The organism is Pantoea sp. Z09, assembly GCF_022394795.1.
In the GTDB taxonomy this organism is placed as follows: Bacteria; Pseudomonadota; Gammaproteobacteria; order Enterobacterales; family Enterobacteriaceae; genus Pantoea; species Pantoea latae.
Genome location: NZ_CP092373.1, coordinates 1,886,107 through 1,911,813 on the forward strand (window position 1 = coordinate 1,886,107; position 25,707 = coordinate 1,911,813).

Consider the following 25,707-nt stretch of genomic DNA (forward strand, 5'->3'; position numbering starts at 1 on the left):
GCGGCTGCTCGCCACGATGCTGCTGCTGGGCGCGGCCCAGCCGGCGCTGGCGCTCACGCTTGATGAGGCGCGTCATCAGGGCCGCGTGGGCGAAACCTTTAGCGGCTATATCGCCGCGCGCCAGCAGGACAGCGAGACGCTGGCGCTGGTCAGGCGCATTAACGACGGGCGCAGCGCGGAGTATCAGCGCATCGCGCAGCAGAACAGCCTCACCACCGAACAGGTGGCGCGCATTGCCGGTGGGAAACTGGTGGAACGCGCGGGCGCGGGCGAGTATGTGCGCGGCCTGAACGGCCTGTGGATGCAGAAATAAAAAAAGCCAGGCGTCATGCCTGGCAATCGAAACACAGAGTTAATAATAATGATGATGATTAGGCGGCAACAATCTGTTTGATGGCGCTTTTCGCTTCGTCAGTCGCTTTAGTGGCAACTTCCGGGCCGTAGGCGATGCCTTCGGCAAAGACAAAGTTGACGTCGGTGATGCCGATAAAGCCGAGGAACAGCTTCACGTACGGCGTCAGCAGGTCGCTTGGGGTATCTTTATGAATGCCACCGCGGCTGGAGAGGATCACCGCGCGCTTGCCTTTCACCAGGCCTTCCGGGCCCGCTTCGGTGTAGCGGAAGGTGACGCCGGCGCGTGCCACCAGGTCAAAATAGTTTTTCAGCTGCGTCGGTATATTGAAGTTGTACATCGGCGCGGCGATCACCACCACGTCGTGCGCCTGCAGCTCGTCGATCAGCGCGTTAGAGAGATCCAGCGCCTCCTGCTGACGCGGAGAGAGCGGGGCATCAGACGGACGCAGCGCGCCGACCAGTTCGCCATCCAGCACCGGAATCGGGTCTGCCGCCAGGTCACGCACGGTCACCTGATCGCCTTTCGCTTTGGCTTCTTCAACGTAAAAATCGGCCAGCTGGCTTGACTGTGAGTAACCCGCCAGAATGCTGGATTTCAGAACTAATACTTTGCTCATTGCTGTTTCCTGTTTGTTACGCGGAAGGCTTCCCGCTCAATGATTTACACTCTACGGACATTAGCGACGCGGTAAAAGCGCAATATTTCGAGAGCTATGTTCGAATTTCTTGAATAAGCATGGCATGGATGGCGCAGCCGGTTGTGCTGAAATGTGTTACTCTTTGCCCAATACTATTTTTTAGAATCAGCCGGTTAGCCCGGCTACCGGACGCTGCGAGCTGCAGCGGCTCCGTCTGAGAAGGTGCTTCAATATTATGTCATCACCGGTTTCCGCCTCTTTTGCGTCGCTCTGGTCGCGACTCGATAACCTGATGCTGCGCGACCGTCAGCGTCTCCAGCGCCGTTTGCGCGGCGCCAGCAAGGCCAACAATCCCGAGGCGCAGCGCGCCATCGCCGACGAGCTGAGCCAGGAGATCGCCGCGGCGGAGCAGCGCGTCGCCGCGCGCGCCGCCGCGACGCCGAAAATCACCTTTCCCGACAATCTGCCCGTCAGTCAGAAGCAGCAGGCGATTGCCGAGGCGATCCGCGACCACCAGGTGGTGATCGTCGCGGGCGAAACCGGCTCGGGTAAAACCACCCAGCTGCCGAAAATCTGTCTGGCGCTGGGACGCGGCGTGAAAGGGCTGATCGGTCATACCCAGCCGCGTCGTCTGGCGGCGCGCACCGTCGCCAACCGTATCGCCGACGAGCTGGAGACCTCCCTCGGCGGCTGCATCGGCTATAAAGTGCGCTTTAACGATCAGGTCAGCGATACCACCCAGGTCAAGCTGATGACCGACGGCATTCTGCTGGCGGAGATCCAGCAGGATCGCCTGCTATTACAGTACGACACCATCATTATCGATGAGGCGCACGAGCGCAGCCTGAATATCGATTTTCTGCTCGGCTACCTGCGCGAGCTGCTGCCGCGCCGCCCCGATCTTAAAATCATCATTACCTCGGCGACCATCGATCCGCAGCGCTTTTCGCGCCACTTCCATAATGCGCCGGTGATTGAAGTGTCGGGCCGCACCTATCCGGTCGAAGTGCGTTACCGGCCGGTGGTGGAAGATGCCGACGACAGCGAGCGCGACCAGCTGCAGGCGATCTTCGACGCGGTCGACGAGCTGGGCAACGAGAGCCGCGGCGATATTCTGATCTTTATGAGCGGCGAGCGCGAAATCCGCGACACCGCCGACGCCCTGATGAAGCGCGATCTGCCGCACACCGAAATTCTGCCGCTCTACGCGCGCCTGTCGAACGCCGAACAGAATCGGGTGTTCCAGGCGCACAGCGGACGACGCATCGTGCTGGCGACCAACGTGGCGGAAACCTCGCTCACCGTGCCGGGCATTAAATACGTTATCGATCCCGGCACCGCGCGCATCAGCCGCTATAGCTACCGCACCAAGGTGCAGCGTCTGCCGATCGAGCCGGTTTCGCAGGCGTCGGCGAATCAGCGCAAAGGGCGCTGCGGTCGCGTCTCGGAAGGCATCTGTATTCGTCTTTACTCGGAAGATGACTTCCTCAGCCGCCCCGAGTTCACCGATCCTGAGATCCTGCGCACCAACCTTGCGTCGGTCATCCTGCAGATGACGGCGCTGGGGCTGGGTGATATCGCCGCCTTCCCCTTTGTCGAGGCGCCCGACCGACGCAATATTCAGGACGGCGTGCGCCTGTTGGAAGAGCTGGGCGCGCTGACGCTTAACGAGGAGAACGGCCACTATAAACTGACCGCCTCTGGCCGTCAGCTGGCGCAGCTGCCGGTCGATCCGCGCCTGGCGCGCATGGTGCTCGAGGCGCAGAAGTTCGGCTGCGTGCGCGAGGTGATGATTATCGCCTCGGCGCTGTCGATTCAGGATCCGCGCGAGCGTCCGGTGGAGAAACAGCAGGCCGCCGATGAAAAACATCGCCGGTTCGCCGACAAAGAGTCTGACTTTCTCGCCTTCGTCAACCTGTGGAACTATCTCGGCGAACAGCAGAAGGCGCTCTCCGGCAACCAGTTCCGCCGCCAGTGCAAAGCGGAGTTTCTCAACTATCTGCGCGTGCGCGAATGGCAGGATATCTATACCCAGCTGCGCCAGGTGGTGCGTGAGCTGGGGATCCCGGTCAACAGCGAGCCGGCCGGTTTCCGCGAGGTGCACTGCGCGCTGCTCACCGGTTTGCTGTCGCATATCGGCATGAAAGACGCTGAAAAACAGGAGTTCACCGGCGCGCGCAACGCCCGCTTTGCCATTTTCCCCGGCTCCGGGCTGTTTAAAAAGCCGCCTAAATGGACCATGGTGGCCGAGCTGGTGGAAACCAGTCGGCTATGGGGCCGCATCGCGGCGCGCATCGATCCCGAGTGGATCGAGCCGCTGGCGCAGCACCTGATCAAGCGCAGCTACAGTGAGCCGCACTGGGAAAAAGGCCAGGGCGCGGTGATGGCGCAGGAGAAAGTGACGCTCTATGGCCTGCCGATCGTCGCCGCGCGCAAGGTTAACTATGGCAGCATCGATCCGACGCTGAGCCGCGAGCTGTTTATCCGCCACGCGCTGGTGGAAGGCGACTGGCAGACGCGCCACGCCTTTTTCCGTAACAACCAGAAGCTGCGCAGCGAAGTCGAAGATCTGGAGCATAAATCGCGCCGTCGCGACATTCTGGTGGACGATGAAACGCTGTTTGGTTTTTACGATCGCCGCATCGGTCAGGAGGTGGTGTCGGCCAGGCACTTCGATAGCTGGTGGAAACAGGCGAGCCGCGAGAATCCCGATCTGCTCAGCTTTGACAAGCAGATGCTGATCAAAGAGGGCGCGGAGAAGGTCAGCCAGCTCGACTACCCCAACTTCTGGCATCAGGGCAATCTTAAGCTGAAGCTGAGCTACCAGTTCGAGCCGGGCGCCGACGCCGACGGCGTCACGGTGCATATTCCGCTGCCGCTGCTCAATCAGGTCGAGGATCAGGGCTTCGAGTGGCAGATCCCCGGCGTGCGGCGCGAGCTGATTATCGCGCTGATCAAGTCGCTGCCGAAGCCGCTGCGCCGCAACCTGGTGCCGGCGCCCAACTACGCCGACGCCTTTTTAGGCCGCGTTACCGCGATGGAGCTGCCGCTGCTCGACGCGCTGGCGAAAGAGTTCCGCCGCATGACCGGCGTGACGCTGGAGCGGGAAAACTGGCAGTGGGAACAGGTGCCCGATCATCTGAAAATGACTTTCCGCGTGGTGGATGAGCACAACCGCAAGCTGAAAGAGGGCAAAGATCTCAGCGCGCTTAAGGCGGAGCTGAAGGGCAAGGTGCAGGAGACGCTCTCCAGAGTGGCGGATGATGGCCTGGAGCAGAGCGGCCTGCATCTCTGGAGCTTCGGCGACCTGCCGCGCAGCTATGAGCAGAAGCGCGGCGGCTACCAGGTGAAAGCCTGGCCGGCGCTGGTGGACGAGAAAGAGAGCGTGGCGATCCGCCTGTTCGACAGCGAGCAGGAGCAGCAGAAGATGATGTGGCGCGGCCAGCGTCGCCTGCTGCTGCTGAACATTCCGTCGCCGATTAAATATCTGCACGAAAAGCTGCCGAACAAAGCCAAACTGGGACTCTATTTCAACCCGTACGGCAAAGTGCTGGAGCTGATCGACGACTGCATCGCCTGCGGCGTCGACAAGCTGATGGCGGAAGCGGGCGGCCCGGCCTGGCAGCAGGAGAACTTCGACAAGCTGCATGAGAAAGTGCGCGCCGAGCTGAACGATACTGTGGTGGAGATCGCGAAGCAGGTCGAGCAGATCCTCACCGCCGTGTTCAACATCAATAAACGGCTAAAAGGGCGCGTCGATATGACCATGGCGCTGGCGCTGGCGGATATCAAGGCACAGATGAGCGGGCTGGTCTATCGCGGCTTCGTCACCGGCAACGGCTGGAAGCGACTCGGCGACACGCTGCGCTATCTGCACGGTATCGAGCGTCGTCTGGAAAAACTGCCGGCCGATCCGCACAGCGATCGCGCACGCATGCTGAAGGTGCAGGCGGTCGAACAGGCCTGGCAGGCGTGGCGCAATAAGCTGCCGCCGCAGCGCCAGGATGATGAAGAGGTGCGCGAGGTGCGCTGGATGATTGAGGAGCTGCGCATCAGCTACTTCGCACAGCAGCTTGGCACGCCTTATCCCGTTTCCGACAAGCGTATTCTGCAGGCGATGGAGCAGATCGCGGCGTAGTGGTTCGCAGACGCGTGCGGAAATGAAAAAGGCGCCGCTGGATAGCCAGCGGCGCCTTTTTTGCATCCTGGTCGCGCGGGTTACTGCGCCAGCGCTTCCAGCTTATCGCGGAACGAGGTCACGGCGATGGCGCGGTTATCGGCAAGATAGCGATCTTTCGCTGCCGGCGCGGAACTCTGCACCGCAATCAGCTGCCAGCCGCTCTCATTTTTCAGCAGCAGCGGCGAACCGCTGTCGCCCGGTAGCGTATCGCACTGATGCGACAGCACGGCGCGCTGCGCCCAGCCGGTGATTAAACAGTCGCTGTGAGAGTAAAGCGTATCCAGATGATCCTCGGGATAGCCCGCCTGAGTTACTTTGCGCCCCGTCTCTTTCAGCGCGGCGGTGAGATCGCTGCGCGATCCGTCGAACAAAGGGATAGGGGTAATCGCCGAAGGCGGGTTGCGCAGGATCACCAGGCCGTAATCATAGGGCGCGGCGTCGGTCGGCACGATCCAGCCTTCGCCGTCTGCTTTCAACCGGCGCGCCAGCGCAGGCTCGACGCGCGCGTCGATATCGTGGATTTCATAGCGCCAGCCGCTGTCGCTGGCCATAAAGCGCAGCGCCACCGGCTTATCAAATTTGCCGGGCGGGGTCAGCAGACAGTGTCCCGCCGTCAGCGCCAGATGGGCGGAAATCAGCGTGGCGGTGCAGAGGTTGCCGCTCTCGGTTTCCAGCTGCCCGATGGCGTCCCAGGGCGCGGCCGTGACGTCGCTAATGGCTTTGCGATGATCTTTGCCAAAGAAAAGCGTTTTGATTTCATCAGGATTCGGCGCATCGTCATCATCATCGGCATGGGCCAGAGTGGTGAAACAGAATAATCCAGTCAACAGCAACATAGCCAGGCGCATAGGTCTCTCAACGGCGAGATTTAAGAAGAGGTTATTGTCATCACGCGTGCGCAATAACTATAGCCGGTGAGCGGTAAAAAAGGGAGATTTATTGGGATAATCAGCACGCTACAACGACTAAATAAAGAAGAAGGCCGCGACGACGCCGCACAGGATCATCACCAGCAAAATAATTTCAAAACGATAGCGACGCACCATTTCCGCAACTCCACTAACGAAACACCCGGCAGAACCGGGTGTTTTTATTATTCAACGCTTCTTAAGGCGCAGGTGCGCAGCCTTAATTATTTAGCAGCGGCTTTCTTGGCAACTTTGTGGTGCTTTTTAGCAGCCTGAGCTTTCTGCGGAGCAGCGGCTTTCTTAGCTACTTTGTGGTGCTTTTTAGCAGCCTGAGCTTTCTGCGGAGCAGCGGCTTTCTTGGCTACTTTGTGGTGTTTTTTCGCAGCCTGCGCTTTCTGTGCAGTTTCTGGCTTAGCTGCTTTTTTGTGATGCTTTTTAGCGGCCTGCGCTTTCTGCGCTGCGTCTTTCTTCACAGCTTTTTTATGCTTTTTAGCAGCCTGCGCTTTCTGAGCGGCTTTGTGTTTTTTGTGAGCAACTTTGTGCGTGGTTTTAGCCGGCGCAGCGGTAGTGGTGGTCGCAGTAGGGGCAGCAGCCGGCGCAGCGGTGGTGTCAGCAGCGAAAGCAGCAGAAGAGAGACCCATAGCAGCGGCGATGACCAGTGCAAACAATTTTTTCATTGCAAATTCCTCGAACATTTTTTTCATGTGTAGCCCACTGCGGGGCCGGTGAAAAGACTATAAAAAAAAAGGGGCGGGGTTTCCGTGGGTGTTTGGTATCGGCGTGTAACGGATTGTACAAAGAGGGAAAAGTGCGGCCGCGAAGGCCGCACAGATTAGCGATTCAGGTAACGTTGTTCAAGATGCTGACGGAAAAAGCGCGGGTTCAGCGCTTCGCCGGTGGCGTTGATCAGCAGCTGCTCGGTGGGGAAGCGGCTGCCGTGCTGCCAGATGTTCTGCTGCAGCCAGTCGAACACCGGCTGAAGCTCGCCATGCTGCAGGCGGTCGCCTAAATCGGGCAGGGCTTTCTTTACCGCCTGGAACAGCTGCGCCGCGTACATAGCGCCCAGCGTGTAGGTGGGGAAGTAGCCGAAGGCGCCGTCGGTCCAGTGAATATCCTGCATACAGCCGTCGCGGTAGTTGCCGCGCGTATCCAGCCCTAACGTCTGCTGCATTTTCTCGTCCCACAGTGCCGGAATATCCTCGACCTCGATCTCGCCTTCAATCAGTGCGCGCTCAATCTCAAAGCGTAAAATCACGTGCGCCGGATAGCTCAGCTCGTCGGCGTCGACGCGAATAAAGCCTGGCTTCACCCGCTGCGTCAGGCGCACAAAGTTTTCCGGCTGCAGCGCTGGCTGCGCGCCGAGCTTGTCGCACACCTGCGGCAGAATACGCTGCAGGAACTCGCGGCTGCGGCCGAGCTGCATCTCCATAAACAGGCTTTGTGATTCGTGGATAGCGGTGGAGCGCGCCAGGCCAACCGGCTGGCTGCGCCACTGCTGCGGCAGACCCTGCTCATAACGCGCGTGACCGGTTTCATGGATCACGCCCATCAGCGCGCTGAGAAACTCATCCTGGTTGTAGCGCGTGGTGATACGCACATCCTCCGGCACGCCGCCGCAGAAAGGATGCGCGCTGACGTCGAGCCGACCGTGGCGGAAGTCGAAGCCCAGCGTCGTCATCACGCTTAAACCCAGCTCGCGCTGCGCGGCAAGGGCGAAGGGGCCCTGCGGCTGCTCTACCTTTTCCTGCGCCTGCTTCTCCACCACGCGCTGCAGCAGATCGGGCAGCCAGCTTTTCAGCTCGCCGAAGGTGGCGTCCAGCTTCGCGCTGGTCATGCCCGGCTCGTAGAGATCGAGCAGAGCGTCATAGCGCGAGGTATTGTTCGCCTCGGCGCGCAGCTGTGCCTCTTCGCGGCTCAGGCGCACCACCTCTTTCAGGTTGGCGGCAAAACCCTGCCAGTCGTTGGCCGGGCGCTGTTCGCGCCAGGCGTGCTCGCAGCGCGAACCGGCCAGCGATTTCGCTTCCACCAGCGAGGCGGGCAGCAAGGACGCCTGCTGCCATGCACGCTGCATCTCGCGCAGGTTGGCGCGCTCGACGTCGTTGAGGTCCGCCTGTTCAGCCGCCTTAATCAGCTCGCCGACGCGCGCATCGGTCAGGATCTCATGGCGCAGCACGCCCATCTCCGCCAGCGCTTCGCCGCGTGCCTGGCTGCCGCCGGCGGGCATCATGGTCTGCATGTCCCAGCCCGCCACCGCCATCAGGTGGCCGAAGCGGGAGAGGCGCTGAAAAGTAGCGCTAAGTTGTTGATAAGCAGTCGTCACCTGAAGCTCCTTGTGAAAAGTTATCGTGCGGAAACATCGCGCAAGGGTAGATCAACCGGCCAGCAAAAGCGAACGCTGGCGCCGCCCAGCGGGCTGTTTTCGATGCTGACGCGGCCGCCTAACGCCTGCGCGATAGAGTGAACGATCGCCAGCCCAAGCCCGCAGCCGCCGGTAGCGCGGTCGCGGCTCGGATCGAGGCGGACAAACGGCTCAAAAACGCGTTCGCGCTCCTCAGCGGGAATGCCGGGGCCGTCATCTTCCACCTGTAGGCAGCCGAGCGCGCCGTCGAACCACAGGCTGACGCGCAGCCGCTGGCTGGCGTAGCGCAGCGCGTTGTTGACCAGGTTGTCCAGCACCCGCTCCATCAGGCGAGTGTCGGAGACGCCGAGGTTTTCGCGCTGCGGCAGGTCGAGATCGATCTGGGTATGCGGATTAAGGGCCCGCACGTCGTTGATATGCTCGCGCAGCCAGTGCGCCAGGTCGAGCGAGGTGAGGTTGAGATCGACGCGCGGGCGATCGAGGCGCGCATAGGTGAGCAGCTCTTCAATCAGGCTCTCCAGCTGGCCGATGTCGCGGTTAATCGCGGCGGACTCCCCGGCGGTAAGGTTGTCGCTCATCTCCAGCCGGTAGCGCAGACGCACCAGCGGCGTGCGCAGCTCGTGGGCGATGCCGTCGATCAGCTGCTTTTTGCTCGCCACCAGCGTGTTGATGTTCTCCGCCATCTGGTTAAAGGCGATGCCCAGGCGGAACAGGCTGGAGGTATTGTCGAAATGGGTGCGCACATCCAGTTCGCCGCGGCCGAAGCGCTGCGCCGCAATCTCCAGGCGCTGCATCTCTTTCCAGTGCGGCCGCATCCAGATAAACACCGGCAGCGCCAGCGACATGCCGATAAACACCAGTAGCGCAATATCCAGCAGCCGCATCTGGTGCAAGTAGAACAGATAGGGGATCGGACCGACCGAGAGCACGTAATGGCTGCGCGGAATATGCTGTAAAAAGGTGTACTGATCGTCCAGCGCCACGATCTCCCCGGCGCGCAGCCGGCGCATATCGGGCTCGTCGAGCTGATACTTGCTCATCGGCTCGATATGCAGATCGAACGACAGCCCGAGATCGAGGCTTTTAATCGTCTTGTTCCAGTCGCGCGGCGGAATTTCGCGCAGTTCGCTGCGGATCAGGTAGAGCGAACTCGCCATCAGATCGTTCATCGACTGCCGGCCGGCGCGTTCGGCGGTAAATTTGTAGACCAGCCCCACCAGCAGCGCCATCACCAGAAAGCAGACAAACAGCAGCAGGTAGAACTGGATAAACAGTTTTCTCATGCCTGGGTGTCCCACGCCTGCGGAGCGAACAGGTAGCCTTTATTGCGAATAGTTTTGATGCGGAAAGGCTCGGTGGCGCTGTCGTGCAGCTTTTTACGCAGCCGGGAGATCGCCACGTCGATGCTGCGATCCAGACCGTCGTAGCTGACGCCGCGCAGGGTTTTCAGCAGAGCGTCGCGATTGAGGATCTGGCCGGCGTGGCTGGCCAGCTCCCACAGCAGATCGAAATCAGCGGTGGAGAGCACGATCTGCTCGCTGAACAGCGTCACTTCGCGGTTCAGCGCGTCGATGGTCAGCGAGCCGAAGCGCAGCAGCTTCTGCTGTTTTTGCGCGGCGGCGGGCGCGGGCGCTTCGTCGCTCTGTCCCAGCTGCGCCTGACGTAGATGCAGCCGCAGGCGCGCCAGCAGCACTGCGGGCGGCGTGGTTTTCAGGATATAGTCCTGCGCGCCCATCTCCAGCGCCAGAATATGGTTCATGTCGCTGTCGAGCGAGGTAAGCAGCACGATCGGCCCCTGCCACTGGCTGCGCAGATCGCGGCACAGCGTCATGCCGTCTTTGCCCGGCAGCATAATATCCAGCATCACAAGGTCCGGCTGCTCTGCCGCAATCACCGCTTCAGCGCGATCGCCGCGCGTCTCGACAATCACCTCAATATCATGGCGGCCCAGGTAGGCCGCAATCAGCGAACCGACTTCCGGCTCGTCTTCAACAAAAACGATTTTGTTCATAATCCACTGCGACAAATTAGCCTGGCGAGCAGCATAACTTTTCCCGGTCCTGGGCACTATGCCACCGCACGAAATATCCTTACTTCACTGGTATCTACACGGCAAAATGTGCCATCATTGACACAGCGTTTAAGCAAGGTTCTGAACCGTAATGAAAAACAGGGGGAGTGCGAGGGTGTCTGATAAAGAGCTGGCTTCAGCCATATACAGTGACCGCATCTGCTTCAACTACAGCGATTTTCTCTCCGCCTCCTGCAAAAAACGCTGGAGTTTCGTTGACGCCATTTACGGCGTGATGCCGATCTTCGGCATGGTGACGCGCAAATCCTCGGCTCGCAGTGTACAGGCGAGCGACGAGCACCTGAAAGAATTAGCATTACAAATCATTTCAACCCAGGTCAGCGATGAGATCAATATCGCGCGCTTAATCACCCTGGCCGAACAGCAGCACATCAGCCATTTTGACATCCAACTGCCTTATCCGCTCTCCGCGCAGCAGCTGGACGCCATCCATCAGGAATACCGCAAGCCTCTCAGCCTCACACAGCAGGATGACCTGCTGTGCGTGGTGATCCCCGGTCAGCCGCACTAAACCGTTAGCTGCCACACCGCGGGCAGCGACGCCGCCATCAGCAAGCCGATAGCGATGCGCTCCAGCTGCGTGAGCGAGACGTCGCCGCGTCCGCCGCGGCGCGCGAAGAGAAACAGCAGCAGCCCAGGCGCATAGAGCACCACCGACAGCAGCAGATGCAGCGGCCCGGAGGCGTAGAGCAGCCAGAGCCCATACAGGCTGGCGCCCAGGCCGATGGCCAACGCCAGCGGCTGCTGTTTGCCGCGCGTCAGCTTCACCAGATAGAGCCCCACCAGTAAATAGGGCACCAGGATCATCTCTGAGGCGATGGTCAGCAGCGTGTTGTAGTCGGCGTGGGTCAGGGCGATCAGGATCAAACAGATCTGCACGCTGCCGTTGGTCAGCCACAGCGAGGCGGCCGGCGCGCTGCGCGCGTTCTGACGCGCGATGCTGCGCGGAAACGCCCCCTGCTGCGCGGCGATAAAAGGCACTTCCGCCGCCATAATGGTCCAGCTCAGGTAGGCGCCGCACACCGACACGATCAGGCCGCCGGCGATCACCGCATCGCCCCAGTGCCCCATCAGACGCGTCAGCAGGCCCGCCATCGACGGGTTACGCATCTGCGCCAGCTCGGCGCGCGGCACGATGCCGAGCGACAGCAGGGTGACCAGCAGATAAACCAGCAGCGCCGCCAGCACCGCCAGCAGAGTGGCGCGGCCGACATCCTTTTTCTCCCGCGCCCGCGCGGAGACCACCACCGCGCCCTCAACGCCGATAAACACCCACAGCGTGATCAGCATGGTCTGCTTCACCTGCTCCCACAGCGGCTTACCGAGTGCGAGGCCGGAAAAGTCGAAGTGGAACTGGTCATAGTTGAAGGCCGCAACCGCCAGCACCACAAACAGCAGCAGCGGCACCAGCTTGCCCAGCGTCGCCAGCAGATTGATGCTGGCAGCGGTCTGCACGCCGCGCAGCACCAGAAAATGCACCATCCACAGCAGCACCGAGGCGCCGAGCATCGCCTGCCAGGTATTGCCGTCGCCGAATACCACGCGTTCGGGCGTGTCGGTAAAGAAGCTCAGCGCCGAAAAGACGATCACCAGGTAGGAGACGTTGGCGATCACCGCACACAGCCAGTAGCCCCAGGCGGAGCAGAAGCCGAGCAGCTCACCGAAGCCGGCGCGCGCATAGGTAAAAATGCCGCCGTCCAGCTCTGGCTTGAGCCGGGTCAGCAGCAGCATCGCCAGCGCCAGAAACAGAATGCCGACGCCGGTGATCAGCCAGCCGATCAGCAGCGCGGCCGGCCCGGCCACCGCCGCCATATTCTGCGGCAAACTGAACACGCCCGCGCCGAGCATTGAGCTGAGCACCAGCGCGGTAAGCGCGCTGAGACCTAATTTTTTCTCCAAAATACCCTTCCCGCTAGCATAAGTGGCTGGATTATGTTCTGAGCGTCGAATTTAACCGCGCTGTTTTGCTTTTACATGACGGATTCCGCTAAAAGCAGGGCGCAGATTCTACGGAGTGCGAAAAGGGATGGCAATGCGTGGTTATGCAAAATTGTGAAGGGATAATGCAAACAGCAGGGCGGCGGGCGCCGCCCTGAAGAAAATTACTTGAAGAGGTCGGCGGTGACGGTCAGGTTGCCGCCGCTCTGGTTCTGCCACTGACGGGTAACGTGGTAGTACTTCGCCCCTTTGTCGGCGGCGCGTTTCGCCACTTCTTCGGAGATTTCGGTCGGGGTACCGAAGTGGCCGGTAAAGGTCACGCTGTCGAACGGCTGCATCTGCGCGGCGGTAATGGCGTTCACTTCCTGAATCGACTTGCCGTTCGCCAGTTTCACCGTATAGCGCTGGCCGGTGGAACTCTGGGTTTCAAAGAAGCGACCCACGCCGTTGCTCGGGGTTTCTGACGAGGCGACGCCTGGAATTTCCACGCGTTTCGCCGCTTCGCCGCCGGCCGCCAGCGCCGCTTTGCCCGCTTCGGAGTCCGCCGGGATCAGGTTCGGGCTCTGCACCTTGCGCTCTTTCGCATCGGCCTTATAGACATAGGCGGTCACGTACTGGTTGCCGCCGTTGTTGGCGTCTACCTGGCGCACGATAAAGAACGAGGCCGCGCCTTTCTCTTTTGCCGCTTTGCTGATGGCGTCGTTGACGTCCGGCTGGCTGGCGAAGAAACCGCTGACGCTCACGGTGTCGAACGGCTCCAGACGGAAGGCTTCCGCTTTCGGCAGCTCTTTCACACCGTTCATCACGCGGTAGGTGGTCTCGTCATTGGCTTTCGGCGCGTCCGCTTTATAGAGGTCGGCCGTCACGCGCCAGTTGCCGCTGTTGCCGTTGCTGTCGTTAATGCCCTGAATAAAGTAGGCGGCCGCGCCCATCTCATCCGCACGTTTCGAGACGGCATCGGCCGCATCGCCGATAGCGTTAAAGCGGCCGGTGACGTTAATACGTTCGAATGGTTTCAGCTCGGCCGCTTTTTCCGGCGTCAGTTCCTGCGCGGCAAACGCGTTGGCCGTCAGCAGGGATAACAAGGTTGACGCCAGAATGGTGTTCTTCAGCTTCATAAAAATGATCCTTCGCCTTACGCAAAAATGAGTACGAAAACGTGCTGGACTCTTGATGTATAACAGATTAGCCGCTGATTATTGCATGTTATAAACAGGCTGTCGCAGCCAATTTATGCGACAAAACGCGTGAAATTGATAGCGAAATTCACTCAGTCGTCATGCAACTGTGTTAAGGCGCTTTTTTAACCCGAATATCTGAAAATGTGGTAACCCATAGTTCTTAAACAGTTAATACATTGTTAAATAAAGGTTTTTATTAACGCGATATTCGACATGACACGATTCTGCCCAGCAGAAAATAGGTGAAAGAGCCCCATTGCCAGTCGCATAGCGCGGCTTTTCTCTTTAGACGCTGAATAATCGCATGAATGTCATAAGTACAGGCTCTGGCTGTAGATCGCTATTCATATTTTCAGTAGGTTATAAATACTTTGATACAAGTGCATTTCGTTCATAAGCGCCTGAAACCCTGTTTCGGGCGCTGTGTCGTTATGCAGTCAATAGGCCATCATCACTCGATGAAAGGGAAGAATATGTTAATTGGAATACCCAAAGAGCGATTGTCCAACGAGGCGCGCGTGGCGGCGACGCCGAAAACCGTTGAGCAGCTTATCAAACTGGGTTTCAGCGTTGCCGTTGAGCATGACGCCGGCAAACGCGCCAGTTTCGATGACGACAGTTTCGTCGCCGCGGGCGCCACGCTGTGCGACAGCCAGCAGGTGTGGCAGTCCGATATCGTGCTGAAGGTGAACGCGCCCGACGACGAGGAGATCGCGCTGACGCGCGCCGGCAGCACGCTGGTGAGCTTTGTCTGGCCGGCGCAGAACGCGGCGCTGCTGGAGAAGCTGGCGGCGCGCAAGGTCACCGTGATGGCGATGGACGCCGTGCCGCGTATTTCGCGCGCGCAGTCACTGGACGCGCTCAGCTCGATGGCCAATATCGCTGGCTATCGCGCCATTGTTGAAGCTGCGCATGAGTTTGGTCGCTTCTTTACCGGCCAGATCACTGCGGCGGGCAAAGTGCCGCCGGCGAAGGTAATGGTGATCGGCGCTGGCGTGGCCGGTCTGGCGGCAATCGGCGCGGCGGGCAGCCTCGGCGCTATCGTGCGCGCCTTCGACACCCGTCCGGAAGTGAAAGAGCAGGTGCAGAGCATGGGCGCCGAGTTTCTGGAGCTGGACTTTGAAGAGGAAGCGGGCAGCGGCGACGGCTATGCGAAGGTGATGTCGGACGCCTTTATTAAGGCGGAAATGGCGCTGTTCGCCGCGCAGGCGAAAGAGGTCGATATTATCGTCACCACGGCGCTGATCCCAGGCAAGCCGGCGCCGACGCTGATCACCGCCGAGATGGTGGCCAGCATGAAACCGGGCAGCGTGATTGTCGATCTGGCAGCGCAAACCGGCGGCAACTGCGAACTGACCGTGGCCGACCGCGTCACCGTCACCGACAACGGCGTGAAGATCATCGGCTATACCGATCTGCCTAGCCGCCTGCCGACGCAGTCTTCGCAGCTTTACGGCACCAACCTGGTGAACCTGATGAAGCTGCTGTGTAAAGAGAAAAATGGCGAAATCGCCATCGACTTTGAGGATGTGGTGGTGCGCGGCGTTACGGTGATCCGCGACGGCGAAGTCACCTGGCCCGCGCCGCCGATTCAGGTCTCCGCCGCGCCGAAAGCCGCCCCTGCGACCGCGCAGCCGGTGGTTAAGGAAGCGGCGAAACCGGCGCCGACCTGGCGCAAATACCTGCTGCTGGCGCTGGCGATCGTGCTGTTCGCCTGTCTGGCCAACGTCGCGCCGGCCGAGTTCCTGTCGCACTTCACCGTGTTCGCGCTCGCCTGCGTGGTGGGCTACTACGTGGTGTGGAATGTCAGCCACGCGCTGCACACGCCGCTGATGTCGGTCACTAACGCCATCTCCGGCATTATCGTGGTTGGCGCAGTGCTGCAGATGGGTCACGGCGGCTGGGTCACCTTTATTTCCTTTATTGCGGTGCTGATCGCCAGCATCAATATTTTCGGTGGTTTCACCGTCACCCAGCGCATGCTGAAAATGTTTCGTAAGGGGTAACTGATGTCTGGCGGATTAGTGACTGCGGCATACATTGTTGCCGCGATTCTGTTTATTTTTAGCCTGGCGGGGCTCTCGAAGCATGAGACCTCGAAGCAGGGCAATCTGTTCGGTATCAGCGGGATGGCGCTGGCGCTGCTGGCGACCATTTTTGGTCCCGACAGCGGCAACGTCGCCTGGATTTTGCTGGCGATGGTCATCGGCGGCGCCATCGGCGTGCGTCTGGCGCAGAAGGTCGAAATGACCGAAATGCCGGAGCTGGTGGCGATCCTGCACAGCTTCGTCGGCCTGGCGGCGGTGCTGGTGGGCTTTAACAGCTTTATCGATCATGCGCCGGGCCTGCCGGCGGTGCTGGAAAATATTCACCTGACCGAAGTGTTCCTCGGCATCTTTATCGGTGCGGTGACCTTTACCGGCTCGCTGGTGGCGTTCGGCAAGCTGCGCGGCAAGATTTCGTCGCGTCCGCTGATGCTGCCGCATCGTCACAAGCTGAACCTGCTGGCGCTGGTGGTCTCTTTTCTGCTGCTGCTGTGGTTTGTGCGCACCGAAAGCACTGGCGCGCAGGTGTTTGCGCTGCTGCTGATGACCCTGATTGCGCTGGCGTTCGGCTGGCATCTGGTGGCCTCTATCGGCGGCGCGGATATGCCGGTGGTGGTGTCGATGCTTAACTCCTACTCAGGCTGGGCGGCGGCGGCGGCGGGCTTTATGCTGAGCAACGACCTGCTGATCGTGACCGGTGCGCTGGTCGGCTCCTCGGGCGCCATCCTCTCTTACATTATGTGTAAGGCGATGAACCGTTCCTTTATCAGCGTGATCGCTGGCGGCTTCGGCACTGACAGCAGCGTCGGCGGCGAGAGCGAAGAGGCGGGCGAGCACCGCGAAATCAACGTAGAAGAGACGGCCGAGCTTTTGAAGCACTCTTCCTCGGTGATTATTACCCCAGGCTACGGCATGGCGGTGGCGCAGGCGCAGTATCCAGTGGCGGAGATCACCGAGAAACTGCGCGCGCGCGGCATCAAGGTGCGCTTCGGTATCCATCCAGTCGCCGGACGTCTGCCAGGGCATATGAACGTGCTGCTGGCGGAGGCGAAGGTGCCCTACGACGTGGTGCTGGAGATGGACGAGATCAACGACGATTTCGCCGATACCGACACCGTGCTGGTTATCGGTGCCAACGACACCGTTAACCCGGCGGCGCAGGACGATCCGCGCAGCCCGATTGCCGGCATGCCGGTGCTGGAAGTGTGGAAAGCGCAGAACGTCATTGTGTTTAAACGCTCGATGAACACCGGCTATGCTGGCGTGCAGAACCCGCTGTTCTTTAAAGAGAACACTCAGATGCTGTTTGGCGACGCCAAAGCGAGCGTGGAAGGGATTCTCAAAGCGCTGTAATGAAAAGGGCGGCCAGCTGGCCGCCCTTAGTGCTCATGAACTCAATACGAGGGTGACATGGCTCCAAGAGCAAAGCGTCCCGCGCAAGGGACTGCGCGGGCCGAGCTGTCAGGGATGACGCTTTTTGCGTCTTTGCGATCGGGCCTTGTCACCCTCGTCAGCACATGTCATCGATATCGGGGTGGCCAACTGGCCGCCCTTACGCTTATTCGTCATCATCCTCTTCGTCGTCGTCATCCAGCGTAACGGGCGACTTAAAGTCATCAGGCTTAATCGCCAGCAGATCGCAGCGCAGATGATCGATCACCTGTTCCGCCGTATTGCCAAGAAACGCCGCCGACAGGCCGGTGCGGCCAATGGTGCCTAATACCACGATACCGGCGCTCAGCTGGCCGGCGATATCGGGGATCACCTCTTCAGGCAACCCTTTAGCGACGTGGGTGAACTCTTCACGGATAGAGAATTTCTGCCGCAGCGCCTTCATCGCCACCAGATGCTGGCCGCGGATGGCGTCGTTATAGACGCTGGGATCGAAGTCGGGCAGCTCAATAGCGATATTGATGGGCGTGATCGGATAGGCGCCGACCAGATGCACTTCGGTATGATTCACCATTTCCGCCAGCAGGGTGGTTTCACGGATCAGCTTTTGGTTCAGCTCGTCATGATGCGGCTCCTCGCTGGCGAGGTTAACCGCCACGATGGCTTTACCGCCTTCCGGCCACGGCTGATCTTTCACCATCCACACCGCGCAGGGGCACTTGCGCAGCAGATGCCAGTCGGTGGGCGTGAAAATCACCGCCTCAAGGCGATCGTGCTGATGCGCCATCTTCAGCACCAGATCGTGTCCGTGCGTCATCACTTCCTGGATAATCGCCTCATAGGGGCGATTGTGCCACACCACTTTAATTTCAATCTCAACGCCCGCTTCGAGGTAGGCGCGCGCCTGCTCGCGGATCCACTCGGTGCGCTGGCTGATCACTCCCTGACGCATCGACGAACGTTCATCAGGCGACAGCAGCGTGGTCATCTCATAGGAGAAGTCGTAGATCGGCAGATAGGCCTTAATTTTGCCGCCGATACGCTGATTAAGATAAACCGCGCGCCGCAGCGCAGGTTGATCGTCTTGCTGCGCATCAATGGCGACCAGAATATTTTGGTAGCGGGACATAGCGGAAAACTCCTTAAACCAGGGCGAACTGGTTTAAAGATAGCCTAACTTAACGGCGGGAAGAAGCGGAAAAGTTGCAGTGGGATCAATAAACTAACAAATAGTGAGCCACAATTAGCGTTGCAGGCGCGTGACGCTGATGCCTGCAACGCTAATCATTAGGCAGCCAATTAATTAAGCAGCCTGAACGCTCTGTCCCGCCAGTTCGGCAAGCAGGTCGTGGTTTTCAATAGTGATATATTTGCCTTTCACCGCCAGCATGCCCGATTTCTGAAAGCGGCCCAGCAGACGGCTGATGGTTTCGACGGTCAGCCCCAGATAGTTGCCGATATCGCCACGCGTCATGGTGAGACGGAATTCACGCTGGGAGAAGCCGCGCTGGCCAAAACGACGGGAAAGATTCCAGATAAACGCGGCCAGCCGCTCTTCGGCGTTTTTCTTCGACAGCAGCAGGATCATATCCTGATCGCCTTTGATTTCGCCGCTCATCAAACGCATCATCTGCTGACGCAGCGCCGGCATTTTGCCTGACAGATCGTCCAGCGTTTCGAAGGGAATTTCGCACACCATCGCCGTTTCCAGCGCCTGAGCGAAGCTGGGATGGTTGCCGCTCATAATGGCGTCGAAGCCCACCAGATCGCCCGCCAGGTGGAAGCCGGTGATCTGCTCGTCGCCCTGTTCGGTGATGGTGTAGCTTTTGATGGTGCCGGAACGAATAGCGTAAAGCGACTTCAGATCGTCGCCCGCTTTAAACAGCGTCTGGCCTTTTTGAATCGGTTTTTTGCGCTCGATAATATTGTCGAGCTGATCCAGCTCATGCTCGTTCAGGGTGAACGGTATACACAGCTGACTAATGCTGCAGTCCTGACAGTGGATGGCACAGCCACCTGACTGAATACGGCGAATGGTGCGTTTTTCAGTGATCATAATGTACGCTCGACGATTATTGACTGGGGTCAATTTTAACATTTTTCGCGCTGAAGGGAACTCGTCCGAGCAGTTTTAGGCCTATAAAGTGTAGGGATGTCAGGCGTGGCGCGGAACCGCGCTGTAGCAAGCCCTGCGCGTCACAGTTTTGCAAACTGGCACGAAAACTTTCCATTTTTTTGATGTGGATGCGGTTTTTTTCACCAGCTTATCGAGACGATCCAACAGTGGCGCACGGTTTTTTCTCTTTGCTACTATTGCTTCTACAGAGGCGAAGATGATCTCTGTTCCTTATTTATCTGGCGTGAGAAAAGTCCATGAACCTAGACGATGATGACCTGTTTCGGGATGCCATGGGTGACGTCACACCATTAAAAGATTCGGCCAGCACCTTATGGCTGAAATCGCCCTCAACCAAAGCGCCGCGTCGCGCCGACGCAGACGCCGTCGAAGAGAACTTTCTGACGCGTGGCTATCTCGACATTATTCCCCTGACCACGCCGCTGGAGTATAAAGCTGACGGCATTCAGCAGGGAGTGCTGGATAAGCTGCGCAAAGGAGAATATAAGCTCGACGCCAGCCTTAATCTGCTGCGTCAGCCGGTAGAGACCTGCCGTCAGGCGCTGTTCAGCTTTATGCAGCAGGCGCGCAAGGACGGGCTGCGCAACCTGCTTATCATTCACGGCAAAGGGCGTGATGATGAATCCCATGCCAATATCGTGCGTAGCTATCTGGCGCGCTGGCTGCGTCAGTTCGACGATGTGCAGACCTTTTGTGCCTCGCAGCCGCAGCACGGCGGCGCCGGCGCGCTCTATGTCGGCCTGCGTAAAACGGACAAGGCGCGGCTGGACAACCGTGAGCGGCATGCAAAGCGCAGCCGTTAAGCGGGCGATTTACGTATGGTCGCCATCAGAATTTCAGCGCTCAGGCTGAGCGGATAGCCGGTGCGGGTAATAATGCCCACCGGCTCGCCAGGGCCTGAAGAGCTAATGGGCAGCGCGCACAGGGCGTTATGGCTCAAATCCTCTTTAATCGCGCCGGAAGGCACAAACCAGACATAGTCATAGCGCAGCGCCAGCTGACGCGCCAGCGAGGTCGATGAGGTTTCAACGCAGGTGCTGGGCAGGGTGCAACCCTGTTCATCCAGCATCTGCTGGGCGAGGCGGCGCGGCGCGGTGCCTTCAGGGGAAATCACCACCGGCCACTGCATCGCTCGCGAAAGGGTGACGTTGTCACTTAACAGCGGATGCTCCGGCCGCACTACCAGCTTTAGCGACTCGAGAAACAGCAGCTCGTAGGTTAAGCCCGTCATCATTTCGCTGTCCGCCATGCGGCCGATGCCGATTTCAAACTCGCCCGCGCGCAGTCCCGCCAGCAGCACGTTGTTATGCAGCGTGGCGACCTGAACAGTGGTGTGCGGCTGCTGCTGATGAAAGCGATCGAGGATGTGCGGCAGCATCCCCATCGCCGCCGTGGTCAGCGCGCCGAGACGGATAATCGCCGGCCGCGTTGACGCCGGTAAGTTAAAGCTCTGACCGGCGTGATTCAGCGCATCCAGCACCTTCACCGCGTGAATGAGAAACTGCTCGCCCATGGTGGTCAACTGCGCGCCCAGCCGACCGCGCTCGAACAGCCGCACGCCGGTGAGTTCCTCTAGCTCGTTAAGGGTCTTTGACAGCGCAGGCTGGCTCAGGCTAAGGGTTTCCGCGGCGCGGCCCAGCGTGCCCTGTTGCGCGACCGCGACAAAGGTATGAAGATGGCGCAGGCGAATGCGCTGATTGAAAAGGATATTTTTGTCCATATCACAAACTTAATGAGTTTTGGGCAGGGTCATCAACTAGTAAAGCTGGGTTTTGTTAACTTTGCTGCAAAATATAATTAACAAACAGGTGCGGGCAAGGGGTGTTATTGATTATCCAGCAAAAAGCGTTTTGCCTGACTTGTTTGCTGTCAGCAAGGGGATGAACCCGCCACGTCATATCAAAAGGTTAGCTGATAGATGTTGAATAATTCTCAATATCATATAAAAATTCCCCCTCTTATTGTTAACGATCGGCTATCATAGCTGCCGTTTTTTTTACCAAAACTGATGTCTCATGCGGTGAGCGCAGTGAGGAGTTCGCAGTGACCAGCGTCGAGGCGGTAGACGTTCGCCAGTTAATCAACCAGTCAGAGCTGAGCCGTTGGCAAAAGCGGCTGATTGCACTCTGCTTTATCGTGGTCGCCCTTGACGGCATGGATATCGCGCTGATGGGCTTTATCGCGCCGACCCTCAAGGCGAGCTGGGGCGTCACCAATCATCAGCTCGGTCTCGTGATCAGCGCCGCGCTGGTTGGGCTGGCGCTCGGTGCCATGCTGGCGGGGCCGCTGGCGGATCGCTACGGGCGCCGCATGATGATTATCCTCAGCGTCTTCTTTTTCGGCCTCTGGACCCTTGCCACCGCGCTGGCGCACAACATCGAACAGATGATGCTGTTTCGCTTTCTGACCGGGCTAGGGCTGGGCGCGGCAATGCCCAACGTCGGCACGCTGGTGGCCGAGTATGCGCCGGAGCGCCGCCGCGCCTTTATTATCACCGTGGTGTTCTGCGGCTTCACCTTCGGCGCCGCCAGCGGCGGTTTCGCCGCCTCCTGGCTGCTGCCGCGCTACGGCTGGCACGCGGTGATGCTGCTGGGCGGCATCCTGCCGCTGGTGATTTTGCCGCTGCTGGTGCGCGGACTGCCAGAGTCGGTGCGCTTTCTCATCAGCCGCCGCGCGCCCGCGTCGCGCATCCACGCCATTCTTGAGCGCATGCTGCCCGGTGCCACCCAGCCTGACAGCGCCTTTCACGCTCAGGAATCGCTGCCGCCGACCCAGGGCGCAATCGGTACCGTGGTGTCGCGTCGCTACCTGTTTGGCAGCCTGATGCTGTGGGGCGGCTATTTTATGGGGCTATTTCTGGTCTATCTGATTGGCAGCTGGCTGCCATCGCTGATCAACACGCTGGGCATGTCGGTGACCGAAGCGGCCATTATTACCGCCATGTACCAGGCGGGCGGCACGCTGGGATCGCTGTTCGCCGGCTGGCTGATGGATCGCTTTAACGCCAATCTGGCGCTGGCGGGGATCTACTTCTGCGGCGGGCTGGCGATCGTGGCGCTCGGCTTTTCGCCGGCGGAGGTAGGGATAATGAGCAGCATCGCCTTCTGCAGCGGCTTCTGCTTCAACGGCGCCAATACCGGGATGAACGCGCTGTCGGCCAGCTACTATCCTACCCACGCGCGCGCGACCGGCTCCAGCTGGATGCACGGCGTCGGCCGGGTTGGCGCGATACTCAGCGCCTTTGTCGGCGCGGAGATGCTGTCGCTCGGCTGGTCATTTAGCCTGATCTTCGTGCTGCTGGCGATCCCGGCGCTGCTTACCACCCTGATGCTGGCGCTGAAAAACCGCTTCGGCTTTAAGCCGATCACAAATCCATAACTTTTTCGCCTGCCGACATCGGGTTGCTTCTACAGTAGCAGCAACCCGAACGATGTCAGGAGGCAACATGGAGCACTTCCTCAGCGCGGACGCTATTCGTACGCGCTTCTCTCAGGCAATGTCCGCTATGTATCAGCAGGAAGTGCCGCAGTACGGCACGCTGATGGAGCTAGTGCAGCAGGTCAACGCGCGCTGCCTCGCGGACAACCCGGCGCTGCACGCCCGACTGGAGGCGGCTGACGAACTCAGCCGTCTCAACCTGGAGCGGCACGGCGCGATACGCGTTGGCACCGCGCAGGAGCTGGCGACGCTGCGGCAGATGTTCGCGGTGATGGGCATGGCGCCGGTCGGCTATTACGACCTCTCGCAGGCGGGCGTGCCGGTGCACTCCACCGCCTTTCGCCCGGTAAGCGACGAGGCGCTGCGCCGTAATCCCTTTCGCATTTTCACCTCGCTGCTGCGGCTGGAGCTGATCGACGATATTCCTCTGCGTGAAAAAGCGGCGAGGATTCTGGCGCAGCGCGACATTTTTACCCCGCGCTGTCGGGCGCTAATGGCGCAGCATCAGCAGCAGGGCGGACTCAGCGAGGCCGATGCCGACGCCTTTGTTCACGAGGCGCTGGAGACCTTTCGCTGGCATGCCCTGAGCTCCGTCGACAGCGCCGACTATCAGGCGCTCAGTCAGCAGCATCGCCTGATCGCCGACGTGGTCTGCTTTCCCGGCTGCCATATCAATCACCTGACGCCGCGCACGCTCGATATCGACCGCGTGCAGGCGCTGATGCCTGACTACGGCATCGATCCCAAAGCGGTTATTGAGGGGCCGCCGCGGCGCGAGGTGCCGATCCTGCTGCGCCAGACCAGCTTCAAGGCGCTGGAGGAGCCGGTGATTTTTCAGCAGGGCGAAACTGGCACCCACACCGCGCGCTTCGGCGAAATTGAGCAGCGCGGCGCGGCGCTGACGCCGAAAGGGCGCGCGCTCTACGATCGTCTGCTGGCGGAAGCGGGCACCGGCACCGACAACCAGCAGCATCAGCGGCGGCTGAGCGAGGTGTTCCGTGCCTTTCCCGACGACGAGCGCAGCCTGCGCGAGCAGCAGCTCGCCTGGTTCAGCTATCGCCTGAGCGAACAGGGCGCGGCGCAGCCGCCGCAGCCGGGCGAATCGGCTGCGGCGCTGATTGAACAGGGACGGCTAATCGCCGATCCGATTATTTATGAAGATTTTTTGCCGGTCAGCGCCGCGGGCATTTTCCAGTCGAACCTGGGCGACAGGGCGCAGGCGCGCTCGGCAGGCAACGCCAGCCGGGCCGACTTTGAAGCGGCGCTGGGCGCGCCGGTGCAGGATGAAATGGCGCTGTATGAGGCGCGTCAGCGGCAGTCGCTGGCGCGCTGCGGTGTCAGCGAGGCATAGCGGCGACGATTCAGCATATTCTGCAAATGCACCAGACACATGGACAATATCTTAACCGCCTGTAGATAATGCCTTAACGCTTTATCAGGGAACAGGTAATGAAAAACAGACGACCTCTGCGCCTCAGGACTGCGGAAGGTGAGCTAAGAGGAAGTATGGATGAGGATCTCTTTGTGTTTAAGGGGATCCCCTATGCCGCTGCGCCGGTGGGGGCGCTACGCTGGCGCGCGCCGCAGCCGGTCGCGCCGTGGCGGGAGGTGCGCGACGCCACGGCGTTTGGCGCCGCCAGCTGGCAGAACCGCGAACTCTGCGTCGTGGCTGGCGGCGGCGATCCTGGCGTGCTCAGCGAAGATTGTCTTTATCTCAACGTCTGGACACCCGACGTCGAGCCGTCGCGGCCGCTGCCGGTAATGGTGTGGCTGCACGGCGGCGGCTTCGCCATGGGCTCCGGCGGTCTGCCGCCCTATAGCGGCAAGCCGCTGGCGGCACGCGGCGCGGTGGTGGTGACGATAAACTATCGGCTCGGCCACCTCGGATTTTTTGCGCACCCCGCGCTGGACGCGGAGTATCGCGCCGGCGGCGTGGTGAATAACTTCGCCTTGCTCGATCAGATTGCCGCACTGCAGTGGGTGCAGCGCAATATTCCCACCTTTGGTGGCGATCGTGACAACGTCACGCTATTCGGCGAATCCTCCGGCGCGCGCAGCGTGCTGTCGCTCTGCTGCTCGCCGCTGGCGGAGGGTTTGTTTCACAAAGGTATTGTGCAAAGCGCCTACAGCCTGCCGGACAAGCCGCGCAAAGCGGCGTTGCAGCAGGGCGAGCAGGTCGCCGCCCACTTTGGACTGCGCAACGCCACCGCGCAGCAGCTGCGCGAGCTGCCTGCCGAGGCGTTCTGGCGGCTGGATCGCTCTCTGTCGCCAGGGCCGGTGCCGATTGCCGGCGACGCCGTGTTGCCGCAGCCGATGCTGACCACCTTTATGGCGGCGCGCCAGCATCGCATTCCGCTGATGGCGGGCAGCAATAGCGACGAGGCCAGCGTGCTCACATACTTTGATGTCGATACGGCCGAGATGATGCGCCAGCTGCGCGTAGGCAAGCCTCTCAGCTATCGGCTGCTGAAGTGGCTCTACGACATTCATGACGATCGTCTGCTGGGTCGGGCGGCGGCGCGCGATATGGCGTTCAGCGTGATGCCGTGGATCCTGATGCGCGCCCAGCACAACATCGGCATGCCCGGCTGGCGCTACTGGTTTGACTATGTTTCCGAGCAGTCGCGCGATCTCTATCCGCACGGCGCCTGGCACGGCAACGAGGTGCCCTACGCCTTCAACACCCTGGCGACGATGCAGCCCGGCGACGGCGATCGTCCCTACAGCGCAGGCGATCACGTCTTTTCGCAGCGCATGGCGGACTACTGGTTTACCTTTGCGCGCGACGCGGGAGAGTTCAGCCATCGGCTGGAGGGCGCGGTAAGCTGGCCCGCCTGGCATCCTGGAGAGGATATGACGCTGGCGTTCGGCGACGGCGGCAAAGCGGCATTGCAGCTGAAGCGCAACTTTATGCGCGCGCGCCTGCGGCTGTTTCGTCTGATGATGAAAAGCATGGTTAAGCTTTGACAGCTAATTATCAAGGCGGCTGAAGGGATTTCACACGCGCGCCAGCGCGTGAAATCCCGTTAAATGAACACCCTGGCC

At 60.1% G+C, this 25,707-nt stretch carries 20 protein-coding genes; 9 read left to right on the plus strand and 11 right to left on the minus strand.

The features are described from left to right. Positions 1–16: 16 nt before the first annotated feature. Positions 17–313: a YdbL family protein gene (locus tag MC269_RS09020; RefSeq protein ID WP_094078534.1), complete on the plus strand. Its 297-nt coding sequence runs from the start codon at positions 17–19 to the stop codon at positions 311–313. Positions 314–371: 58 nt separating this feature from the next. Here MC269_RS09020 and MC269_RS09025 read toward each other — a convergent pair whose 3' ends face one another. Further along, positions 372–971, minus strand: a complete 600-nt coding sequence (locus MC269_RS09025) for an FMN-dependent NADH-azoreductase (protein ID WP_081141308.1) — start codon at positions 969–971, stop codon at positions 372–374. Positions 972–1,227: 256 nt separating this feature from the next. Here MC269_RS09025 and hrpA point away from each other — a divergent pair, with 256 nt between their 5' ends. After that, on the plus strand, positions 1,228–5,130 hold the full coding sequence (hrpA, locus tag MC269_RS09030; protein ID WP_239954974.1) for an ATP-dependent RNA helicase HrpA: 3,903 nt from the start codon (positions 1,228–1,230) through the stop codon (positions 5,128–5,130). Positions 5,131–5,210: 80 nt separating this feature from the next. Here hrpA and MC269_RS09035 read toward each other — a convergent pair whose 3' ends face one another. The 5 genes from MC269_RS09035 to rstA all read right to left on the minus strand — a co-directional run bounded on the left by MC269_RS09035 (position 5,211) and on the right by rstA (position 10,450). Beyond that, entirely contained in the window at positions 5,211–6,020 is an 810-nt protein-coding gene (locus MC269_RS09035; RefSeq protein ID WP_081141303.1) for a serine protease, read from the minus strand. Between the two features lie 284 nt (positions 6,021–6,304). Continuing rightward, positions 6,305–6,757, minus strand: a complete 453-nt coding sequence (gene asr / locus MC269_RS09040) for an acid resistance repetitive basic protein Asr (RefSeq protein ID WP_081141375.1) — start codon at positions 6,755–6,757, stop codon at positions 6,305–6,307. Positions 6,758–6,912: 155 nt separating this feature from the next. Beyond that, the gene (locus tag MC269_RS09045) at positions 6,913–8,400 is read right to left on the minus strand and encodes a carboxypeptidase M32 (protein WP_239954976.1); all 1,488 of its coding nucleotides are present in this window, start codon (positions 8,398–8,400) and stop codon (positions 6,913–6,915) included. Between the two features lie 20 nt (positions 8,401–8,420). Next, on the minus strand, positions 8,421–9,722 hold the full coding sequence (rstB, locus tag MC269_RS09050) for a two-component system sensor histidine kinase RstB (protein WP_239954977.1): 1,302 nt from the start codon (positions 9,720–9,722) through the stop codon (positions 8,421–8,423). Continuing rightward, positions 9,719–10,450, minus strand: a complete 732-nt coding sequence (rstA, locus tag MC269_RS09055; protein ID WP_081141294.1) for a two-component system response regulator RstA — start codon at positions 10,448–10,450, stop codon at positions 9,719–9,721. The genes rstB and rstA overlap by 4 nt, the downstream gene beginning before the upstream one ends. Positions 10,451–10,625: 175 nt before the next feature. On the opposite strand from rstA, the gene MC269_RS09060 reads away from it, so the two are divergent. Continuing rightward, positions 10,626–11,042, plus strand: coding sequence for a hypothetical protein (locus MC269_RS09060; protein ID WP_081141291.1), 417 nt, complete (start codon positions 10,626–10,628; stop codon positions 11,040–11,042). Here the strand turns inward: MC269_RS09060 and MC269_RS09065 are convergent. Further along, positions 11,039–12,430: a basic amino acid/polyamine antiporter gene (locus MC269_RS09065; protein ID WP_239954978.1), complete on the minus strand. Its 1,392-nt coding sequence runs from the start codon at positions 12,428–12,430 to the stop codon at positions 11,039–11,041. The genes MC269_RS09060 and MC269_RS09065 overlap by 4 nt on opposite strands. Positions 12,431–12,633: 203 nt before the next feature. After that, the gene (gene ydgH, locus MC269_RS09070; RefSeq protein ID WP_081141286.1) at positions 12,634–13,587 is read right to left on the minus strand and encodes a DUF1471 family protein YdgH; all 954 of its coding nucleotides are present in this window, start codon (positions 13,585–13,587) and stop codon (positions 12,634–12,636) included. 536 nt (positions 13,588–14,123) lie between these two features. Between ydgH and pntA the strand changes: the two genes are divergently transcribed. Together pntA and pntB are read left to right on the plus strand one after the other, a co-directional pair. Then, complete coding sequence (gene pntA, locus MC269_RS09075; protein ID WP_239954979.1) at positions 14,124–15,656, plus strand: Re/Si-specific NAD(P)(+) transhydrogenase subunit alpha; 1,533 nt, start codon at positions 14,124–14,126, stop codon at positions 15,654–15,656. Positions 15,657–15,659: 3 nt separating this feature from the next. Beyond that, entirely contained in the window at positions 15,660–17,048 is a 1,389-nt protein-coding gene (pntB, locus tag MC269_RS09080) for a Re/Si-specific NAD(P)(+) transhydrogenase subunit beta (RefSeq protein ID WP_239954980.1), read from the plus strand. Between the two features lie 205 nt (positions 17,049–17,253). On the opposite strand, the gene uspE is transcribed toward pntB, so the two are convergent. Together uspE and MC269_RS09090 are read right to left on the minus strand one after the other, a co-directional pair. Continuing rightward, the gene (uspE, locus tag MC269_RS09085; RefSeq protein WP_239954981.1) at positions 17,254–18,216 is read right to left on the minus strand and encodes a universal stress protein UspE; all 963 of its coding nucleotides are present in this window, start codon (positions 18,214–18,216) and stop codon (positions 17,254–17,256) included. Positions 18,217–18,390: 174 nt separating this feature from the next. Further along, a complete protein-coding gene (locus MC269_RS09090) occupies positions 18,391–19,143 on the minus strand; it encodes an FNR family transcription factor (RefSeq protein ID WP_081137693.1) in 753 nt (250 codons plus the stop codon). Between the two features lie 317 nt (positions 19,144–19,460). Here MC269_RS09090 and smrA point away from each other — a divergent pair, with 317 nt between their 5' ends. Continuing rightward, entirely contained in the window at positions 19,461–20,027 is a 567-nt protein-coding gene (gene smrA / locus MC269_RS09095; RefSeq protein ID WP_081137691.1) for a DNA endonuclease SmrA, read from the plus strand. Here the strand turns inward: smrA and MC269_RS09100 are convergent. Continuing rightward, entirely contained in the window at positions 20,024–20,944 is a 921-nt protein-coding gene (locus MC269_RS09100; protein WP_239954982.1) for a LysR substrate-binding domain-containing protein, read from the minus strand. The genes smrA and MC269_RS09100 overlap by 4 nt on opposite strands. 323 nt (positions 20,945–21,267) lie before the next feature. Between MC269_RS09100 and MC269_RS09105 the strand changes: the two genes are divergently transcribed. The 3 genes from MC269_RS09105 (at position 21,268) to MC269_RS09115 (ending at position 25,629) form a co-directional block, all read left to right on the plus strand. After that, positions 21,268–22,602 carry an aromatic acid/H+ symport family MFS transporter gene (locus MC269_RS09105; protein ID WP_239954983.1) on the plus strand — a complete coding sequence of 445 codons (1,335 nt, stop codon included), beginning with the start codon at positions 21,268–21,270 and terminating at the stop codon, positions 22,600–22,602. 67 nt (positions 22,603–22,669) lie between these two features. Beyond that, positions 22,670–24,013: a VOC family protein gene (locus MC269_RS09110; protein WP_239954984.1), complete on the plus strand. Its 1,344-nt coding sequence runs from the start codon at positions 22,670–22,672 to the stop codon at positions 24,011–24,013. 98 nt (positions 24,014–24,111) lie between these two features. Further along, positions 24,112–25,629, plus strand: a complete 1,518-nt coding sequence (locus MC269_RS09115; RefSeq protein ID WP_239954986.1) for a carboxylesterase/lipase family protein — start codon at positions 24,112–24,114, stop codon at positions 25,627–25,629. The last annotated feature ends 78 nt before the right edge of the window (positions 25,630–25,707 follow it).

Bases quoted from the DNA above. Each gene is read 5' to 3' on its own strand.
- MC269_RS09020 (WP_094078534.1), top strand. From the start codon at position 17: ATGCTGCTGCTGGGCGCGGCCCAGCCGGCGCTGGCGCTCACGCTTGAT.
- MC269_RS09025 (WP_081141308.1), bottom strand. From the start codon at position 971: ATGAGCAAAGTATTAGTTCTGAAATCCAGCATTCTGGCGGGTTACTCA.
- hrpA (WP_239954974.1), top strand. From the start codon at position 1,228: ATGTCATCACCGGTTTCCGCCTCTTTTGCGTCGCTCTGGTCGCGACTC.
- MC269_RS09035 (WP_081141303.1), bottom strand. From the start codon at position 6,020: ATGCGCCTGGCTATGTTGCTGTTGACTGGATTATTCTGTTTCACCACT.
- asr (WP_081141375.1), bottom strand. From the start codon at position 6,757: ATGAAAAAATTGTTTGCACTGGTCATCGCCGCTGCTATGGGTCTCTCT.
- rstB (WP_239954977.1), bottom strand. From the start codon at position 9,722: ATGAGAAAACTGTTTATCCAGTTCTACCTGCTGCTGTTTGTCTGCTTT.
- rstA (WP_081141294.1), bottom strand. From the start codon at position 10,450: ATGAACAAAATCGTTTTTGTTGAAGACGAGCCGGAAGTCGGTTCGCTG.
- ydgH (WP_081141286.1), bottom strand. From the start codon at position 13,587: ATGAAGCTGAAGAACACCATTCTGGCGTCAACCTTGTTATCCCTGCTG.
- pntA (WP_239954979.1), top strand. From the start codon at position 14,124: ATGTTAATTGGAATACCCAAAGAGCGATTGTCCAACGAGGCGCGCGTG.
- pntB (WP_239954980.1), top strand. From the start codon at position 15,660: ATGTCTGGCGGATTAGTGACTGCGGCATACATTGTTGCCGCGATTCTG.
- uspE (WP_239954981.1), bottom strand. From the start codon at position 18,216: ATGTCCCGCTACCAAAATATTCTGGTCGCCATTGATGCGCAGCAAGAC.
- MC269_RS09090 (WP_081137693.1), bottom strand. From the start codon at position 19,143: ATGATCACTGAAAAACGCACCATTCGCCGTATTCAGTCAGGTGGCTGT.
- smrA (WP_081137691.1), top strand. From the start codon at position 19,461: ATGAACCTAGACGATGATGACCTGTTTCGGGATGCCATGGGTGACGTC.
- MC269_RS09100 (WP_239954982.1), bottom strand. From the start codon at position 20,944: ATGGACAAAAATATCCTTTTCAATCAGCGCATTCGCCTGCGCCATCTT.
- MC269_RS09110 (WP_239954984.1), top strand. From the start codon at position 22,670: ATGGAGCACTTCCTCAGCGCGGACGCTATTCGTACGCGCTTCTCTCAG.
- MC269_RS09115 (WP_239954986.1), top strand. From the start codon at position 24,112: ATGAAAAACAGACGACCTCTGCGCCTCAGGACTGCGGAAGGTGAGCTA.